The organism is Streptomyces sp. NBC_00012, from assembly GCF_045040875.1.
Taxonomy (GTDB): Bacteria; Actinomycetota; Actinomycetes; order Streptomycetales; family Streptomycetaceae; genus Streptomyces.
Window position 1 is genome coordinate 4,024,207 of record NZ_CP108309.1, and the last position, 15,981, is coordinate 4,040,187.

The window sequence follows — 15,981 nt, forward strand, 5'->3', positions numbered from 1 at the left end:
ACGTGCGGGGCGCCCGGTACTCGCCCGCCCCGCACCCGGCCCTACGCCAGCTTCGCGGCCTGCGCCTCGACCACCGCGGTCGGCAGCTCGAAGTCCCCGCCACCGCCCATCGCGGCCAGGTTCATCGAGGAGAACGAGGCGAACGAGGCGCCCTGACGCATCGCCACGAGCTTGAACTCGACCTTCTCCCCGCCCTGCTCCACCTGAACGGTCCAGGCGGCCGCCTCCTCGCCGCCCTTGACCTGCTCCTCGGTGATCTTGGCGACCTTCTGCTTCTCACCGGCCGCAGTGAACTCGAAGCCGCCGGCGCACTCGGTGGCCGCGGTGCGCAGCGAGGCGACCGACTCCTGCGCACCCTTGCCGTCGTACGAACCGAGGGCCAGCTGCGTCGTCGTGATGTCGAACGCGGCCTTGAACGCCTCCTCGGCGTCTCCGCTGTCCTGCTTCGCCAGGTCGCCCTTCTTCGGCTCGCTGACGACCGTGCGCTTGGTGAACGCGCCCGGCTCGCCGATCTGAGCGCCCATCAGCGCATTGGCGAACGGGGCGCAGACCTTCTTCCCAGTCTTGATGTCGTCGACGGCGATCGTGTCCTTGGCCGCGGCCTTGGAGATCTTGTGCCCCTTGACGTCGCCCTGGGTCAGCGCGGCCTTCTCCAGCTCGGCGGCGCTCAGCGCCTTGGCCGCGGGCGCGGCGGACGCGGAGTCCTTGCCCTTGGCGCCCGCCCCCTTGTCCCCCTTGTCGGAGGAACCGGAGTCCGAACCGCCGCATGCGGTGGCGAACAGGGCCAGGGACACCGCGGTGGCGGCAACGGCGGTACGGCGTACGGCGGTGGAACGCATTGGTCCGGTCCGTCTCTATGAGCAGGGTGATCGGTTTTGCTCACTCTATGAGCAGAAATTGGTTTGATGATCAATCAAGTCGGGCACGGGATGTGATCGTGACGGCGCTGTGATCATCCTGTGAAGGCGTCGTCCATGGCCGCCGCGATCCACACCGGAGCCCGGCGCGGAGACACAATCGCTCCCATGCAGACAGACGGAACAACCTCGGCCGTTCTCCGCTCCGTTGGACTGACGGAGGACCGGATCACCCGATGCGCGCCGCTCGCCGGAGGCACGTTCAACACGGTCTCCCGGGTGACGCTCACGGACGGCAGCGACCGGGTGGTGAAGATACCGCCGCCCGCGACCCCCGGAACCCTGATGGGCTACGAGCGCAACCTGCTGGTCAACGAGGCCGTGTTCTACACCTCGGCGGACGGTTCGGCACCGGTCCCCCGCCTCCTGCACAGCGAGCTCGACCCGGCCGCGCCGACCGGCCCGTACATCGTCATGTCGGCCTGCCCCGGCCGGCCCTGGAGCGAGTTCGCTCCCGGCTCGCTGTCCGCCACGGAAGTCCGCACGCTCCGCACCGACCTGGGGCGCACCGTCGCCCGGCTGCACACCGTCACCAACCCCGCCGGCTTCGGCTATCCGTCCCTGGCGGTGGGCCCGTTGAGCCCGTCCTGGCGGCAGGCGTTCACCGCGATGACCGACGCCGTCCTCGCCGACGCGGACACCTACCGGGCCCGGCTGCCGCGCCCGGCGGCCGGCATCCGCGCCCTGCTCGCCGCCGCGTCGCCGGCGCTCGACGACGTCACGCGACCCGCCCTGGTCCACTTCGACCTGTGGCAGGGCAACCTGCTCGTCGACGGCGAGCCCGGTGCGCGGACCATCGGCGGGATCGTCGACGGCGAGCGGATGTTCTGGGGCGACCCGGTCGCCGACTTCGTATCGCTCGCCCTGTTCGGGAACATGGCGGAGGACGAGGACTTCCTCGCCGGGTACGCGGACGGCAGCGGGCGGCCGGTGGCGTTCGACGCGTCGGTGCGGCTGCGGCTCGCGCTCTACCGCTGCTACCTCTACCTGATCATGCTGGTGGAGACCGTCCCGCGCCGCGCCGCCCAGGAGGACCTGGACTGGGCGTGGACACACGTCGCCCCGCAGCTCGAATCGGCCCTGGCGGACGTGGAGTCGGCACTGCGGACCGGGGGCTGAGCCGCGGCGTCCGCCCCCGTGCGCCTCAGCCGTCCAAGGCCCGCTGGGCCTCGTACAGATTGGGCGGCCACACCGCCTCCGGTGTGCCGTACGCCTCCAGCCTGGTGTGCAGATCGCCGGTGAAATCGGGGACGTCGATCTGGTCGGACTCCGTCACCTCGCTGATGCCGACGGTCGCGCTGTACGGGGCCAGTCCGTCGATCCGCATCAGTCCCGCCCGGCCGTTGGTGACCCGGATGTTCCAGTGCGTGAAGCGGGCGCCGAAGAGCGGCCCGGCGCTCGCGTCGCCGCCATGCCGCCCGTTGTTGTTCACCGTGATGTCGGTGCGGACGTCGGCGAACGGCATCCCCCGGTGCGAGTCGAAGGTGCCCATCTCCATCACGCCGCGCGACCAGACGTTGTGGCTGGACAGGCCCTCCACGTTGATGCCGTGCAGCTGGGTCCCGGCGGGCGCCGGTACGGTGCGCTGCTCGACGGTGAAGTCCTCGATCAGGTTGTCGTGCGAGCCCTCGCGGCAGTAGTACGGATGGTGCGAGCCCCGGCCGGCGACCCGGGTGCGGCGCAGGGTGCAGGCGGATGCGGCGACCAGTCCGAAGCCGTTGTCCACGTGGCGGACGGTGATGTCGTCGGCCCAGCAGTCGTACGCGCACTGGAACGCGACGCCGTTGTACCCCTTGTCGAGCAGATGCGGCGACTGCGGGGTCTCGACCGCTTGGAGCGTGAGGCCCTCGACGCCGGAGCCGGTGAGCGGGGTGACGAGGGTGGTCAGCCGCGGATCCCACTCGGGCCGGACGTCGAGCGGGAGCGGGCGCTCCAGGGTGACCCGGTGACCGTGTACGGAGGTGACGCGGACCGGCCACTCGTAGGGGACGTACGAGGTCAGCTTGGTCTTGTCGTCCCAGGGGTACGTCTCGGGACCGGGGCCGCCGCCCGCCATGTGCTCCAGGAGCGTGTGGCCGGCGTCGTCGGCGAGGCGGAGCAGGACGAGTCCGCCGCGCCGCAGCCCCGTCGGGTCGTCGACGGTGACCGAGCGGTCGCCACGGCGTGCCGGGGCGACGGCGGTCAGGGTCCGCCATTCGTCGCGCCGGTTGCCGGTCCAGCCCTCGAAGGGCCAGTCCTTCGCCCGGATCGCGTCGGTGAGCGAGGCCCAACGGTCCTTGGGGCAGAGCCAGATGAGGCCGCCGGCCCAGGACCAGCTGGATTTGTCGCCGCCGTACCGGCTGCCGTACGCCCCGATCAGCTCGGTGAGGTTCCTGGTCGCGTACAGCTCGGTACGCCCACTGCCCGCGCCGCGCACCACCACGTCGCTGTGGCCGATCCGGATGATGTCGTCGATGCGGTACGCGCCTTCGGGGATGAGCACCGTGCCGCCGCCGCGCTCTCCGGCGGCGGCGATGGCGCGGTTGATCGCGGGGGCGGCGTCGGCGGAGCCGCCGGGCTCGGCACCGTAGTGCCGGACGTCCGCGGTGAAGCCCCGGCCGGTGTGCCGGGGCGGGCGGGAGCCGCCGCGGTAGCCGGCCCGGCCGACGAACGGGATCTGCGGGTGGGTGAACGGGGCGGCGGCGAACTCCCGCCAGAGCGGGGTGGCCGCCCGTGGGGCACCGGCGGCGGCTGCCGTGGTCCCCCGGGTGGCGGCGGAGGCCGGGCCGGTGGCGCCGACCGCCGTCGCGGCGACGGCCACGGCGCCGGCCAGCAGCCCGCGCCTGCTGATGTGCCCCTTGTTCTCGATGAATCCGATCGCCATGATTCCGAGCCGCCTTTCATCCATGTGAACGACGTTCATATCTGCGTCGGCGGCGAGCATGCCACGGCCCCCAGGGGCGCCGAAAGAGGCACGCACCGGCGAATCCACGGTCGGGAGCCCTCGGAAGCCCTCGCGGAACTTCTGCGATGTTCGCGGGAGTCCAGCGATGTTCCCGGACGTTCAGCGATGACGGTCAGCCGGGGCGGAGTGCCGGACCGGACGGCGGTGCAGTCAGCCGGTCCGGTCGGCCGGGCGCTGGGTCAGATGCGTGAACGCGTCCAGGTTTCGCGTCGACTCGCCGCGCGACACCCGCCACTCGTACTCCTTGCGGATCGCGCTCGCGAAGCCCAGCTCCAGCAGGGTGTTGAAGGAACCGTCGGCCGCTTCGAGGACCGTGCCGAGCAGCCGGTCCAGCTCCTGCGGGGTGACCACGGAGAGCGGCAGCTTGCCGACCAGATAGATGTCGCCGAGCGGGTCGATCGCGTAACTCACGCCGAAGAGGCGGAGGTTGCGCTCCAGCAGCCAGCGGTGGACCGCGGCGTCGTTCTCGTCCGGGTGGCGGACGACGAAGGCGTTGAGGGAGAGCGAGTGCCGGCCGACGCGCAGCGAGCAGGTGGTGGACAGCTTGCGCGTGCCGGGCAGCTTGACCACGTAATCGCCCGGCGCGGGGCTCTCCCATTCGAGCCCGGCGTCCTTCAGAGACGCCTCGATGACCTGCGCGGCCCGTGCCGTCGCCGCTTCGCTCGGTGCCGCTCCGTCGGGCTCGCAGTCGGGTACGTCAGCCATGGTGCGAGCGTACGCGACGGCGGTGTTCCTGCATCGCGGCCGTGTACACGTCGGCCGTCGCGGACGCGGCGGTGTCCCAGCCGAAGCCCTGGGCGTGCGCGGCGGCCGCGGCACCCATCCGGGCGACGAGTTCCGGCGCGTCGGCGAACCGGGCCAGCGCCTGCGCGTACGCCTGCGGGTCGTGCCCGGGTATCAGGAAGCCGCTGACCCCGTCCCGCACCGCCACCGGCAGACCGCCCACGGCCGCCGCGACGACCGGGGTGCCCGCCGCCTGCGCCTCTATGGCGACCAGGCCGAAGGACTCGCTGTGCGAGGGCATGACCAGCACGGAGGCGGCCCGGAACCAGTCGGCGAGCTGCTCCTGCCCGACCGGCGGCTGGAACCGTACGACGTCGGCGATGCCCAGCCTCGCCGCCAGCTTCTGCAGCCCCTCCGGCTTGGCGAGCCCGCTGCCGCTCGGGCCGCCGACGACCGGTACGACCATCCGGGAGCGCAGCGTGGGATCGCGGTCCAGCAGGACGGCGACCGCACGCAGCAGCACGTCCGGGGCCTTCAGTGGCTGGATGCGGCCCGCGAAGAGCGGGATCAGGGCGTCGCTCGGCAGCCCGAGGCGCGCCCGTGCCGCGGCCCGCCCGTCGGCGGGGCTGAAGCGGTCCAGATTGACCCCGGGGTGGACGACTGCGACGGACCCGGGATCGGCCTCGTAGAAGCGGACCAGCTCGTCCGCCTCCCCGGTGGTGTTGGCGATCAGCCGGTTCGCCGCGCTGACTATCTGGGTCTCGCCGATGACGCGGGCCGCCGGCTCGGGGGTGTCGCCCTCCGCGAGCGCCGCGTTCTTGACCTTCGCCATGGTGTGCATGGCGTGGACGAGCGGGACTCCCCAGCGCTGGGCGGCGAGCCAGCCGACATGCCCGGAGAGCCAGTAGTGGGAGTGGACGAGGTCGTAGTAGCCGGGGCGCTGGCCGGCCCACGCCTGCATCACGCCGTGCGTGAAGGCGCAGAGCTGGGCGGGCAGCTCCTCCTTGGCCAGTCCCTCGTACGGTCCGGCGTCCACGTGCCGGACCAGGACACCGGGGGCCAGCTCGACCACCGGGGGCAGCCCGCCGGTGGTGGACCGGGTGAAGATCTCCACCTCGATGTTGATCGCGGCGAGCCGCCTGGCCAGCTCCACGATGTAGACGTTCATGCCGCCCGCGTCGCCGGTGCCCGGCTGGTGCAGCGGTGAGGTGTGCACGGAGAGCATCGCGATGCGGCGGGGTCTGCGGTGGCCGCCGGGGAACGCGGCGGGGAACCTGAGGCGCGGTGCGACCCGGCTGCTGCCGAGCCGGGAGACGTACTGGCTCACGTCGTCCGGTCCTCCTCACTCAGGGCATGACGGCTGAGGGACCCGAGCCCCTGCGAACGGCTGCAACAGCGGAATCTCTCCTTTCATTTCCGCTTTACCAAATCATTACGGTGCGTGTGCCGCACCCCGGCGGCGTCCGGGCACGCGTCACCCGCCCGCCGGACCGGCCCCCGCGCCGCCCGCCGCCCCTCGCGAGATCGTTACGCTCGCTGTCATGCGCCCCATCGGCACCGCGACCCGCGGGACCACCAACCCGAACCGGCTGCGCCGCATGGACCGCTGGATCGCCGCCACCCACGGCCCCGCCCTGCGCCGCGCCGACCACCCCGTCGCCGTCGACCTCGGGTACGGCGCCGCGCCCTGGACCGCCGTCGAGCTGCTGCACCGGCTGCGCACCGCCGAGCCGCGCACGGCCGTGGTCGGCGTCGAGATCGACCCGGAGCGGGTCGCGGCGGCGAGGCCGTACGAGCGCGAGGGCCTGACCTTCCTGCACGGCGGCTTCGAGATCCCGCTCCCCGAGCGCCCCGACCTGATCCGGGCGGCGAACGTGCTGCGCCAGTACGACGAGGGCGAGGTCGCCGCGGTCTGGCGCCGGCTGTGCGCCCGCCTCGCGCCGGGCGGGCTGCTGGTCGAGGGCACCTGCGACGAGATCGGGCGCCGGCACGTGTGGGTGGCGCTCGGCCCGGAGGGTCCGCGCACGGTCACGTTCGCGGCCCGGCTCGCCTCCCTGGACCGCCCCTCCGACCTCGCGGAGCGCCTGCCCAAGGCGCTGATCCACCGCAATGTGCCGGGCGAACCGGTCCACGCGTTCCTGCGGGACTTCGACCGGGCCTGGGCCGCGGCGGCCCCGTACGCCTCGCTGGGCGCTCGGCAGCGCTGGATCACGGCGGTGCGGTCCCTGTCGGGCGACTGGCCGCTGGCCGACGGAGTACGGCGGTGGCGCCAGGGCGAGGTCACGGTGGAATGGGCCGCCCTCCGGCCCAACCCGTAGCCCGGCTCCGACTGAACAGGCGCGACGGCTCCGGGTCCGGGGCGGCGGACGGGAACGCGGACGGGGCATCGTTCGTCCAGACATGAGGGAGCCGGGGAATTCCGAGGGGGGTTCACGGCGAACCGGGGAGAGCGACCGTCAGGACTGCGGCCGTGCGCCTCTGTTGCTTTTCGGTACGGCATGGCACGATCTCGACATCGGCGAAAAGTTACTGACGGTAAATCAGATTCATTCGGGGGGAATCTCGTGAACCGACGTCACTGTGCCTCAGCCGCGATCACGCTGGTCTGCGCGCTGTCCGCGCTCATCACGCCGGTCCAGGCCTTCGCCAAGCCCGTACCGCCGGCCTCCTCCGACCCCGGGGCGCCGGAGAAGAGCCTCGAAGAGGTACGCAAGGAGATCGACGCCCTCTACCGCAAGGCCGGGGCGGCCACCGATGCGTACAACCTCGCCGAGGAGAAGGCCGAGAAGCAGTCCGGCGAGATCGTGAAGCTGGCCCGCGCCATAGTCGTGGGCCAGTCGAAGATCGCCGAGATCAAGAGCCAGGCGGGCGCCCAGGCGCGCGAGCAGTACCGCACCGGAGGGCTGCCGCCCGGCGCCCAGTTCATGCTCAGCGACGACCCCCAGCTGTTCCTGGACGGGGTGAACCGCGTCAGGGAGGGCCAGCAGGCCGCCCAGGGCGTGCTCGGCGAACTGACCAGGACCCAGCAGGACCTGGAGACGTACACCAAGGACGCGAGCACCAACTGGAAGAAGCTGGAAGCCAACCGGATCAAGCAGGCCAAGGCCAAGAAGAAGATCAACGCGCAGATCGCCGCGGCGAAGAAGCTGGAATCGCAGCTGAAGAAGGAGGAGCTGGCCCGCCTGCTCAAGCTGGAGCAGGAGGCCGAGTACAAGCAGCAGACGGCCTGGCTCAGCTCCGGCGCCCTCAAGGACATCAACCGGGAGGCGAGCGCGCGCGGCAAGGAGGCGGTGGCCTTCGCGACCGCGCAGATCGGCAAGCCGTACGTCTGGGGCGCCGAGGGCCCCAAGTCGTACGACTGCTCGGGGCTCACGTCACAGGCCTGGCTGGCGGCGGGACGGCCGATCCCCCGCACCTCGCAGGAACAGTGGCGGCTGCTGCCGCACATCGCGATCAAGGACATGCGCCCCGGCGACCTGATCATCTACCACGGTGACGCCAGTCACGTGGGCATGTACGTCGGCGACGGCGCGATCGTCCACTCCCCCCGCCCCGGCCGCAATGTCACGCTGGCGGGCGCGGGCTCGATGCAGATACTCGGGGTCGTGCGCCCGGACAAGTAGGCGCCGGATGCCTCGGCGGGGCGCCCGGCACCTCGTCCGCGGCGCGTCCGGGTGGCTTCGGCAAGCTCCGCGGGACGCCCGCGCGGGGTCCGCAGCGCCGCAGCGCGGAGGCCGTCCGGAGCTCCGGGCGGCCTCCGCGAACGTGCGGGGCGCCCTCGCGAGCGGCCCTGATCGCCCCGCACCCGCACCCGCGTGACCCGCGCCACCTGCGGCCCACCACCCGCGTGACCTTTGTCATGTCCCGATACCCGCCCCGGGCCCGGCCCATCTCGCCGGATCCGTGACCTGACGCGGCTTATGGCTGTGCATATGCCGGAGGCCCATCGCGGAACGCCATTCCGTTCCACCGCCACAGCCCGCTATCGTCCCCGTCTGGCGGATCGTCGATCGTCGATCCGCCGCGCCCTCGGGGGGAGGGAAGGAAACCCGAACCGATGCCCGTACCCGTACCGCAGCAACGCGCCGATGCCGCTGCGGAGGCCTCCCACGGCGCCGACCTCACCCTCCTGGTGATCGAGGACGACCCGGCGGGCGCCTTCACCGTCCCCGAGCTCCCGGCCACGGCCGGCACGAGGGTGCGTATCCGCACCGCCCGCAACCTGACCGAGGCGGGCCGGCTCCTCACGGACGACATCGACTGCATACTGCTGGACCTGGCCCTGCCCACCGGCAGGGAGACCCGCACCTCCGGGGCCGGTGACGCGGCAGGCCCCGACGGGCTCGCCACCCTTGAACACGTCCTGCGGATCGCCCCGCGCCACGCCGTCCTCGCCCTCACGGCGGAGGACGACAGCGCGCTTGCCGCCGAGGCGGTACGGGTCGGCGCCCAGGACTACCTGCTCCGCGACGAACTCGACGGCCGGCTGCTCAGCCGCGCCATCCGGTACGCCGTCGAGCGCAAGCGGGCCGACGTCGCCCAGCGCCGGCTCACCGAGTCCACGCTGCGCGCCCAGGAGAACGCCCGCCTCGAACGCGGCCTGCTCCCGACGCCGCTGCTCGACGGCTCCGATCTGCGCTTCGCGGCCCGCTACCGCCCCGGCCGCAGCCGCGCGCTGCTCGGCGGGGACTTCTACGACACGGTCCGTACACCCGACGGCACCGTCCACGCGATGATCGGCGACGTCTGCGGGCACGGCCCCGACGAGGCGGCGCTCGGCGTGGAACTGCGCATCGCGTGGCGGGCGTTGACCCTGGCCGGACTCTGCGGCGACGAACTGCTCTCCACCCTCCAGCAGGTCCTGGAGCACGAGCGGGAGAGCGAGGAGATCTTCGCGACGCTCTGCACCGTCGACATCGCCCCCGACGGCCGGCGCGCCGGACTCTGCCTGGCCGGCCACCCCGCCCCGCTGATCGCCCGGCGGGGACAGGCCGCGCACCTGCTCCCGTACGAGGACGGCGGCCCCGCCCTGGGTCTGCTGCCGCGCGCACGCTGGCCGCGCCGGCAGGTGGATCTCGGCGGCACCTGGAGCCTCATGATGTACACCGACGGGCTGATCGAGGGACGGATGGGCCCGGTCGGCACTCAGCGGCTGGGCCAGGACGGCATGGTCGCGATGATCAACCGGCAGCTGGGGGAGGGGCTCACCGGCGAGGATCTCCTGGAGGCCGCGGTCGCCCAGGTGCGGGAGCTGAACGGCGGCGAACTGACCGACGACGTCGCGGTCCTCCTGCTCGACCGCGACCAGGAGAACGTCCGCCGCCGGACCCCGGACGGCGAACGGGGCCGGGGCATACCCCGGCCCCGCACCGCGGACTCCGCGAACGCTCAGCGCCCGCCGTTGTAGGGCCCGTACGGGCCGTCGCTGCTGGAGCCGCCGCGCCGGCCCCCGCCGCCCGAGACCGCCCGCAGCGCGGGCCGCACGTCCACCAGGAAGACGATGGACGCGACCACGCCCGCAATCTGCAGGAACAGCACCGACGTGTAGACGCTCAGCGCGTTCACGGCGACCGCGATGCCGAGGATGATCAGCCAGAAGGACTTCTTCTGCTTGTCCGCGGCCAGGTAGGCGTCCTCACGGGCCAGCGCGGCCATGATCAGTGCGACCACCGCCAGCACCATCATGGCCACGTAGAGCAGCAGGACGAATCCGTTGAACCCTGTGAGCAACATGGTGTGCACCGCCTAATAAATGGATGAGCGCCTCGCGCCAAGGTACCGGGACAACGGGCCCGGCACCCCCGAAGGTGCCGCCCCGCGCCCCGCCACACACTTCGGCGCCACAGCACCGCCGGGGTGCTGCGGCGCCGCCGGTCCCTGCTCCGCTCCCGCTGCTACTTCGCGCTCGGCGGAGTGGTCTTCTTCGCGGCGGGCTTGCGCGCGGGCGCCTTCCTGGCGGGCGCGGCCGGGGTCCTGCTCTCCGGCTTGACGGCCTTCGACGCGGGCTTGGGCGCCGGTGCGGCCTTCGCCGGACCGGGCTTGGCCGGACCGGGCTTGGCGACCGGCTCGGTCCGCGCGGTGCCCGTCGGCTTGGACTCCTTGCGCGGCTCGACGACGACGGCGATCTCGACGATCTCCTCCGCCGTCTCGCCCCGCCAGTGCTTCACGGTCTGCTCGCCGCGCTCGGCGACCTTCTCGTACGTCTCCCGGGCCCGCACCGCGTACTCCGCGGCCACTCCCAGGCTCCGCAGCGCCAGGTCCTGCGCACTCTCGCCCAGCTTCCGCAGATCGCTGTCGAACGACCCGATCACCTCGGTGACCTTGGCCTGCATGGTGGCCTGCGCCTCCTTGGCCTGCGAGGTCACCTTCTCCTGCACGGCCTTGGGGTCGGTGTTGCGTACGGCCTCGATACGCTCCGGCGCCTCGGCGCGCAGCTGCTCGATCAGCGCCGGGACCTTGCGCGCCTGCTCGACGGCGAGATCGGCCGTACCGGCGGCGAAGTAGAGGGGGGTCGGGTCGGTGAGGGTCTTGCGCAGGTCATCGGTGATGGCCATGACTGTGGTCCTCCCGGATCATCAGACTCAGTGTGAGGGTTTCTCGGGCTTTGAACGCGCGGCGTCGGGCCCTGGCTCGTCGCCGGTCTCCGATCCGGCGGCAACGCCGGATTCCGGTCCGGGCTCGAACCCGTTCTCCTTGCGGAAGGAGTCGTAGATCTGCAGCAGAACACTCTTCTGCCGCTCATTCATGGACGGATCCGCCAGAATCACCGCCCGTGTCTCCAGCTCCTCCCGCTCCCGCTCGTCCAGAATCCCGGCCCGTACGTAAAGGGTCTCGGCGGAGATCCGCAGCGCCTTGGCGACCTGCTGCAACACCTCGGCGCTCGGCTTGCGCAGCCCGCGCTCGATCTGGCTGAGGTAGGGATTGGACACCCCGGCGGCATCGGCGAGCTGCCGCAGCGACAGCTGCGCGTTGCGCCGCTGCTCGCGCAGGTACTCACCGAGATTGCCGACGTTGAGGGATGCCATGTCCCGATGGTGCGCCACCCTTGCTAACTTTTGCAAGCAGACGCTTGCAAAAGTGCGCCACACCACTCGTACGGCCCCTGTGACTTCCAGCGATGGATGTCACCTTCCAGCGATTATTGTCACCGGTGGGTGCACGGGTCACACGGAGTGTGACTGAGCGCTTCGCTCACGGCCGTGCGGACCAGCCAGTAACCGCAGCGAGCGTTCCGTTCTTCCGGCGAGCGGCCGCAGCCCAGAATGCATGTTGCGCACCGCTCGGATTCGCAGCCTTCCGACCGCACCTGACACTCCGCATGACGAAGTGGGTGGAGCCCACCATCCGGCGGGAGCCCCCTTGTGCACCGTGGACCGCTGCTCAGAGCCCAGGTCTCCTCATGTCTGGGAACGACCCGGCCTGTTGTAGAAGTGTGCGTTCTCGCCTTTTACCCAGGGCCACAAGCGCGCCCGCTTCGCCATGTCGGAGGGAGCCACCAGCCACCCACTCGCGGCACGGCCCCGGCGTTGTTCTGCTCTGTCCGGTTTCGTGATGGTTGATTACGACTCGGTATGCGATTGAGGTCGGGGCGTGCTCGCCTGGCGGGTTGGCTGGTGGGTGATCAGCAGGCGGCCGGGCGGACGAGCACCAGTTCAGTGCTGGTACTTCGTCGGGTGGGCCTGCGCGCCGCGCGGTCGGAGATCAGGCCGGCGATGGCAGCGTGCGTTTCGGCGTAGTACTCGCGCCGTCCGATGTACCGCTGGAGCGGCCGCCACTTCTTCTCCTCGCCGATGGTGTGCTCCACGCAGATCCGTGCCGAGGGCTCTCTCCCTTGATCTGTGGCGCAGCGACCCCCTCTCCGCCTGACGCACCGGCGCACCTCGCCCTTCGTACGCCGGGTGGGCGGACCTTTGTTGCTCAGCCGTTCAAGGGGGCCCTGTGCCTGTGCCGTCCGCTCCTGTCCGCCCCAGCCTGTGGCAGGACGCCGACTTCCGCAGACTCTGGGTGGGTCAGACCGCCTCGCAGTTCGGGGGCGGGCAAAGGATGGGGCGACCGTTGAGTGCTGCTTCGTAGATCTTGTCCCGGTCTGCCTTCCCCTTCCTGTACGGCCGCTCGTGCGGTATCAGCACTTCAGGCGCAAGGACCTCGGACAGGTCATCGTCGTAGTCAAAGGTGGCCTCCTGAGGCTGGCCACTGTCGACGACAAGCGTGTAGGGGCCGATGTCGACCGGTGTGTACGTGGTTCCGCGGACAATGATGAGACCCTCTTCGCTGATTCCGTCCGGGTGTTCGACGGCATGGGTGGCGATCAGGTCCCCTCTCACGATCAGGTTCGTGCCAAAGCTGACCGTCACGCTTCGTGTCCGCAGAGAGCCGGTGATCAGCAGAAGATTGGGATGGTCCCCATCCGCCCACTGGAGCTCACCGTCTACGTTCAGGTCTCCGTCGATGATGACGTTGTAACGCCACAGGTCCGACGCGTCGCTGGTGCGGAGATCACTGGTGGTGGAAAGCCCATCTTCGTAGAGAAGGGTCTCTATTTCGTACTCGTCGCAGACATCCCCACACTCGTACATGTGCTCTTCGTGCAAGGAGAAGCGTTCCTGAGCCTCATCGTCAGGAATGATCCGGTAGCCGGGCGGGACGTTAATTGTCATGCCGGCAACGTTAGATGACGGGTCAGACACGGCAGCTGTAGTTCGTGAGGCGTAGGGCAACGCTGCTGGTCAGCGTGGTGGATGGGGTGCCTGCGGGCAGAGGTGCGACCACCTGCATCGTGATCGTTTGTGAAGACGGAAAACGAAGCGGTGGCCGCGCAGGCCACGGTAGTACACGCCCTGTGGGACGAGTCCTTCGAGGGGTTGATGGACCGGGTGGCGAGCTGCTTCCCGCGCCGGGAGACCCGGCTGACCTGCCGGAACATGGTTCAGGGGCTGCTGATGGTCAAGGAATCGGCGAACTGCTGGTCACTGGCCGAGGCGATCGGCCACTCCGGCCCGCACGTCCTGCAGCACTTCCTGTCCCGGGCCCGCTTCGATACCGAGGCGATACGCCGGTCGGCCGCGGCCTGGACGGTGGAGCAACTCGGCGACCGGGAGGTGATGTTGGTGGTGGACGAGACGGGCGATGAGAAGTCGTCCCTCGACGCGGTCGGCGCCGGCCGCCAGTACTCCGGAGCCTTGGGCGGGATCGGACTGTGCCAGGTCGCGGTACATCTCTCCTACGTGAGCGCGCAGGGCCACGCGCTGATCGACCGCCGCCTCTATCTCGGTGAGGCGTGGGCCGGCGACGACGAACGCCGTGAACTGGCCGGGGTGCCCGACGAGACGACATTCGCCACCAAGCCGCGACTGGCCGGCGACATGCTCGCCGACGCGCACGCCTCGGGCGTCCGTACGGCGTGGGTGGCGGCCGACGAGGTCTACGGCGGCCGGGAGTTGCGCTGCCGGATCCGTACGCTGGGCTACGGCTGCGCGATCGCCGTGCCCACCAGCCACCGCGTCACCACCCCTCCAGCGCCACCGCCGCACCGGCACCCTCTCCTTCTGCCGCACCTGGCACCCCGACCCGCAACCGATATCAGTGCTGGTCAGCGCGGTCTGCCGCCGCTGGCGCGTCGAGGAGGACTCTCAAGGAGCCAAGGGCCTGGCCCACCTCGACACCGGCCAGGTCACCTGCTGGAACTCCTGGCACCGCTGGAGCCTCATGTCGGTGATCGCCTACGCGCTCCTGGCCGTCGGCGCCCTCCACGAGCGGCAACGCGCCAACCCCGCCGAGCCCGAGGACCACCTGGTCATGGTGCCCGTCAGTCCACGCGAACTCCGCGCCCTGCTCCGGACCTTCGTCCTGCCCCGCCCCTGCCAGGAAACCGATCCCACGCACGCGCTCCGCTGGTCACACTGGCGCCGCCGACACCAGCATCGCGCAGCCGACTGCCACCGCCGCTGGAACAACGTCACAGCAGTGGCCATCGCATAACAGGAACCTCACGAGTCACGAACTACAGCTGCCGTGAAGCAGCCCAAAAAAGATCAAAGGTCAACTATGCCGGGGCCGTGAGGGGAAGGGGCCAGACATATCCTCCTTGTCCGACGAGTTGTACGAGGCGGTTGTCGATTTTACTGAGGTCGTCGAGGTCGTAATGCGGTGCACACACGGCGTAATCGCGCAGGACAGCGAGGAAGCCGGGCTTCTTCGGCGTGTTGGTCGATGATGATGGGTACGGATATCAAACTGAGCCTGCCTGGGCCGATATCACGGGGTCACCTCGGTCCAACTCTGGCCATCCTCGGTCCAAACTACGTTCTTCGGTCCGCAGGACCAGAGAACACCATCATTTGCATGGAGATGACGGCAACTGGGCTTACCGGGCAACTTCATGTCGACTGCAACCAGATTGTCATTGCCGTCGAGGCGGAATAGACCGGAGTCACGGGTCAAATAGAGCTCGCCGTTGAACCACTCCATACCCCAGAGGTCGTCGCTGGTTGCGTCCTGTTCAATGGCTTCCCACTGCGAACCATTGCCACGCAGCAAAGTGCCCATCTGCCCGCACATAAACACTAAATCTTCGCGAACTACCTTGACCCGATGCAATACGAGATTGGTTGGGCTTTCCCGCTTGAACCATTTGCCTTCCAGGCGTTGCCAGATTTCGCCATTGAATCCGACGGCATAGAGATTTTCTTCTCTGAGGCCGTCGATGGAGTTGAAACCGCATAGTTCAATCTCGCCTCTGGGTAAAACTACTCCCTGGTCCTGACGCGTCCATTTGACTGGGCCCTCGCGACGATAAACCTGGCGGCCCATGCCAGTGGCGTAGGGCACACCATCGATGAGTTGGAGATCCCGAATAGGACCGCGACGAGCAGGGCCATCGAGAGAGTCGTCGATCTCTTCTTCGGTTGAGCCAGACATTGTGCTGACTGACTCGATACCGTCCGGGCCTGTAGCGAACACCATGATTTCCGGTACTTCAATTGCGCAGATTCGCGTGGCGTGCCACTCGAGGTTGAAGGAGAACCAGCGGTTCTGGGACCTGTCCCACTTGAGCAGTTTGGAGGCGGTCGAACCACTTTCCTTCAATACATCGACTTGGGCGATGACCCGACCAACATTGCGGCTCTGCATGAAGCCGGAAAGGAAGGAGTATTCGTTAGACATAGCAAACCTATCGTTCTTGGAAATTGAACATTAAGCGGCTGAGCTGGCGTTGGATGTGATGCCCTTGATGGCCTCGATCGCCTGGTCGACAGTGCCCTGCTACGCGGCAGTCAGCGTGCCGGAAGAGCGCTTGTCCGAGCCTGGATCGCTGCGCACCGGTGTGTTGTCTTTCATGTCATATTTTTTCTGGTGATGGTCGTCCAACTGGTTGGCTATGCGCTTCGAGTTGCAATG

At 69.6% G+C, this 15,981-nt stretch carries 15 protein-coding genes and 1 pseudogene; 6 read left to right on the forward strand and 10 right to left on the reverse strand.

The window, feature by feature from the left end:
* Positions 1-41: 41 nt before the first annotated feature.
* Positions 42-839, reverse strand: coding sequence for a hypothetical protein (locus OHA19_RS18450; protein WP_405750791.1), 798 nt, complete (start codon positions 837-839; stop codon positions 42-44).
* Positions 840-1,025: 186 nt separating this feature from the next.
* On the opposite strand from OHA19_RS18450, the gene OHA19_RS18455 reads away from it, so the two are divergent.
* Complete coding sequence (locus OHA19_RS18455; protein WP_405750793.1) at positions 1,026-2,036, forward strand: phosphotransferase family protein; 1,011 nt, start codon at positions 1,026-1,028, stop codon at positions 2,034-2,036.
* 25 nt (positions 2,037-2,061) lie between these two features.
* On the opposite strand, the gene OHA19_RS18460 is transcribed toward OHA19_RS18455, so the two are convergent.
* The 3 genes from OHA19_RS18460 to mshA form a co-directional block, all read right to left on the reverse strand.
* Positions 2,062-3,804: a glycosyl hydrolase family 28-related protein gene (locus OHA19_RS18460; protein ID WP_405750796.1), complete on the reverse strand. Its 1,743-nt coding sequence runs from the start codon at positions 3,802-3,804 to the stop codon at positions 2,062-2,064.
* A 207-nt stretch (positions 3,805-4,011) separates the two neighbouring features.
* Positions 4,012-4,566 carry a YbjN domain-containing protein gene (locus OHA19_RS18465; protein ID WP_405750798.1) on the reverse strand — a complete coding sequence of 185 codons (555 nt, stop codon included), beginning with the start codon at positions 4,564-4,566 and terminating at the stop codon, positions 4,012-4,014.
* Complete coding sequence (mshA, locus tag OHA19_RS18470) at positions 4,559-5,911, reverse strand: D-inositol-3-phosphate glycosyltransferase (protein WP_405715208.1); 1,353 nt, start codon at positions 5,909-5,911, stop codon at positions 4,559-4,561. The genes OHA19_RS18465 and mshA overlap by 8 nt, the downstream gene beginning before the upstream one ends.
* Positions 5,912-6,125: 214 nt before the next feature.
* Between mshA and OHA19_RS18475 the strand changes: the two genes are divergently transcribed.
* The 3 genes from OHA19_RS18475 (at position 6,126) to OHA19_RS18485 (ending at position 9,991) form a co-directional block, all read left to right on the forward strand.
* Positions 6,126-6,902, forward strand: a complete 777-nt coding sequence (locus tag OHA19_RS18475) for a class I SAM-dependent methyltransferase (protein ID WP_405750800.1) — start codon at positions 6,126-6,128, stop codon at positions 6,900-6,902.
* Positions 6,903-7,148: 246 nt separating this feature from the next.
* Positions 7,149-8,207 carry a C40 family peptidase gene (locus OHA19_RS18480; RefSeq protein ID WP_405750803.1) on the forward strand — a complete coding sequence of 353 codons (1,059 nt, stop codon included), beginning with the start codon at positions 7,149-7,151 and terminating at the stop codon, positions 8,205-8,207.
* 434 nt (positions 8,208-8,641) lie between these two features.
* Positions 8,642-9,991: a PP2C family protein-serine/threonine phosphatase gene (locus OHA19_RS18485; RefSeq protein WP_405750806.1), complete on the forward strand. Its 1,350-nt coding sequence runs from the start codon at positions 8,642-8,644 to the stop codon at positions 9,989-9,991.
* On the opposite strand, the gene OHA19_RS18490 is transcribed toward OHA19_RS18485, so the two are convergent.
* From OHA19_RS18490 to OHA19_RS18510, 5 genes are all read right to left on the reverse strand, one after another.
* Positions 9,973-10,317: a DUF2516 family protein gene (locus OHA19_RS18490; RefSeq protein ID WP_405715200.1), complete on the reverse strand. Its 345-nt coding sequence runs from the start codon at positions 10,315-10,317 to the stop codon at positions 9,973-9,975. The two genes, OHA19_RS18485 and OHA19_RS18490, sit on opposite strands and share 19 nt — an antisense overlap.
* A 161-nt stretch (positions 10,318-10,478) precedes the next feature.
* Positions 10,479-11,138 (reverse strand): hypothetical protein, encoded by a 660-nt coding sequence (locus OHA19_RS18495; RefSeq protein WP_405750808.1) that lies wholly within the window; start codon positions 11,136-11,138, stop codon positions 10,479-10,481.
* A gap of 27 nt (positions 11,139-11,165) precedes the next feature.
* On the reverse strand, positions 11,166-11,609 hold the full coding sequence (locus OHA19_RS18500) for a helix-turn-helix domain-containing protein (RefSeq protein WP_405715196.1): 444 nt from the start codon (positions 11,607-11,609) through the stop codon (positions 11,166-11,168).
* Positions 11,610-12,205: 596 nt separating this feature from the next.
* Positions 12,206-12,388 (reverse strand): hypothetical protein, encoded by a 183-nt coding sequence (locus OHA19_RS18505; protein WP_229867168.1) that lies wholly within the window; start codon positions 12,386-12,388, stop codon positions 12,206-12,208.
* A 205-nt stretch (positions 12,389-12,593) separates the two neighbouring features.
* Positions 12,594-13,241 carry a hypothetical protein gene (locus OHA19_RS18510; RefSeq protein ID WP_189545645.1) on the reverse strand — a complete coding sequence of 216 codons (648 nt, stop codon included), beginning with the start codon at positions 13,239-13,241 and terminating at the stop codon, positions 12,594-12,596.
* A gap of 264 nt (positions 13,242-13,505) precedes the next feature.
* Here OHA19_RS18510 and OHA19_RS18515 point away from each other — a divergent pair.
* Both OHA19_RS18515 and OHA19_RS18520 read left to right on the forward strand, forming a co-directional pair.
* Positions 13,506-14,102: pseudogene (locus OHA19_RS18515) on the forward strand (IS701 family transposase); the annotation flags it as partial.
* 64 nt (positions 14,103-14,166) lie between these two features.
* Positions 14,167-14,562, forward strand: a complete 396-nt coding sequence (locus OHA19_RS18520) for a hypothetical protein (RefSeq protein ID WP_229867165.1) — start codon at positions 14,167-14,169, stop codon at positions 14,560-14,562.
* A gap of 276 nt (positions 14,563-14,838) precedes the next feature.
* Here the strand turns inward: OHA19_RS18520 and OHA19_RS18525 are convergent, their stop codons facing one another.
* On the reverse strand, positions 14,839-15,747 hold the full coding sequence (locus OHA19_RS18525) for a hypothetical protein (protein ID WP_405750810.1): 909 nt from the start codon (positions 15,745-15,747) through the stop codon (positions 14,839-14,841).
* Between the last annotated feature and the right edge of the window lie 234 nt (positions 15,748-15,981).

Excerpts from the sequence above, each read along its gene's own strand:
- OHA19_RS18450 (WP_405750791.1), bottom strand. The coding sequence starts at position 839 with ATGCGTTCCACCGCCGTACGCCGTACCGCCGTTGCCGCCACCGCGGTG.
- OHA19_RS18455 (WP_405750793.1), top strand. The coding sequence starts at position 1,026 with ATGCAGACAGACGGAACAACCTCGGCCGTTCTCCGCTCCGTTGGACTG.
- OHA19_RS18460 (WP_405750796.1), bottom strand. The coding sequence starts at position 3,804 with ATGGATGAAAGGCGGCTCGGAATCATGGCGATCGGATTCATCGAGAAC.
- OHA19_RS18465 (WP_405750798.1), bottom strand. The coding sequence starts at position 4,566 with ATGGCTGACGTACCCGACTGCGAGCCCGACGGAGCGGCACCGAGCGAA.
- OHA19_RS18475 (WP_405750800.1), top strand. The coding sequence starts at position 6,126 with ATGCGCCCCATCGGCACCGCGACCCGCGGGACCACCAACCCGAACCGG.
- OHA19_RS18485 (WP_405750806.1), top strand. The coding sequence starts at position 8,642 with ATGCCCGTACCCGTACCGCAGCAACGCGCCGATGCCGCTGCGGAGGCC.
- OHA19_RS18490 (WP_405715200.1), bottom strand. The coding sequence starts at position 10,317 with ATGTTGCTCACAGGGTTCAACGGATTCGTCCTGCTGCTCTACGTGGCC.
- OHA19_RS18495 (WP_405750808.1), bottom strand. The coding sequence starts at position 11,138 with ATGGCCATCACCGATGACCTGCGCAAGACCCTCACCGACCCGACCCCC.
- OHA19_RS18500 (WP_405715196.1), bottom strand. The coding sequence starts at position 11,609 with ATGGCATCCCTCAACGTCGGCAATCTCGGTGAGTACCTGCGCGAGCAG.
- OHA19_RS18510 (WP_189545645.1), bottom strand. The coding sequence starts at position 13,241 with ATGACAATTAACGTCCCGCCCGGCTACCGGATCATTCCTGACGATGAG.
- OHA19_RS18525 (WP_405750810.1), bottom strand. The coding sequence starts at position 15,747 with ATGTCTAACGAATACTCCTTCCTTTCCGGCTTCATGCAGAGCCGCAAT.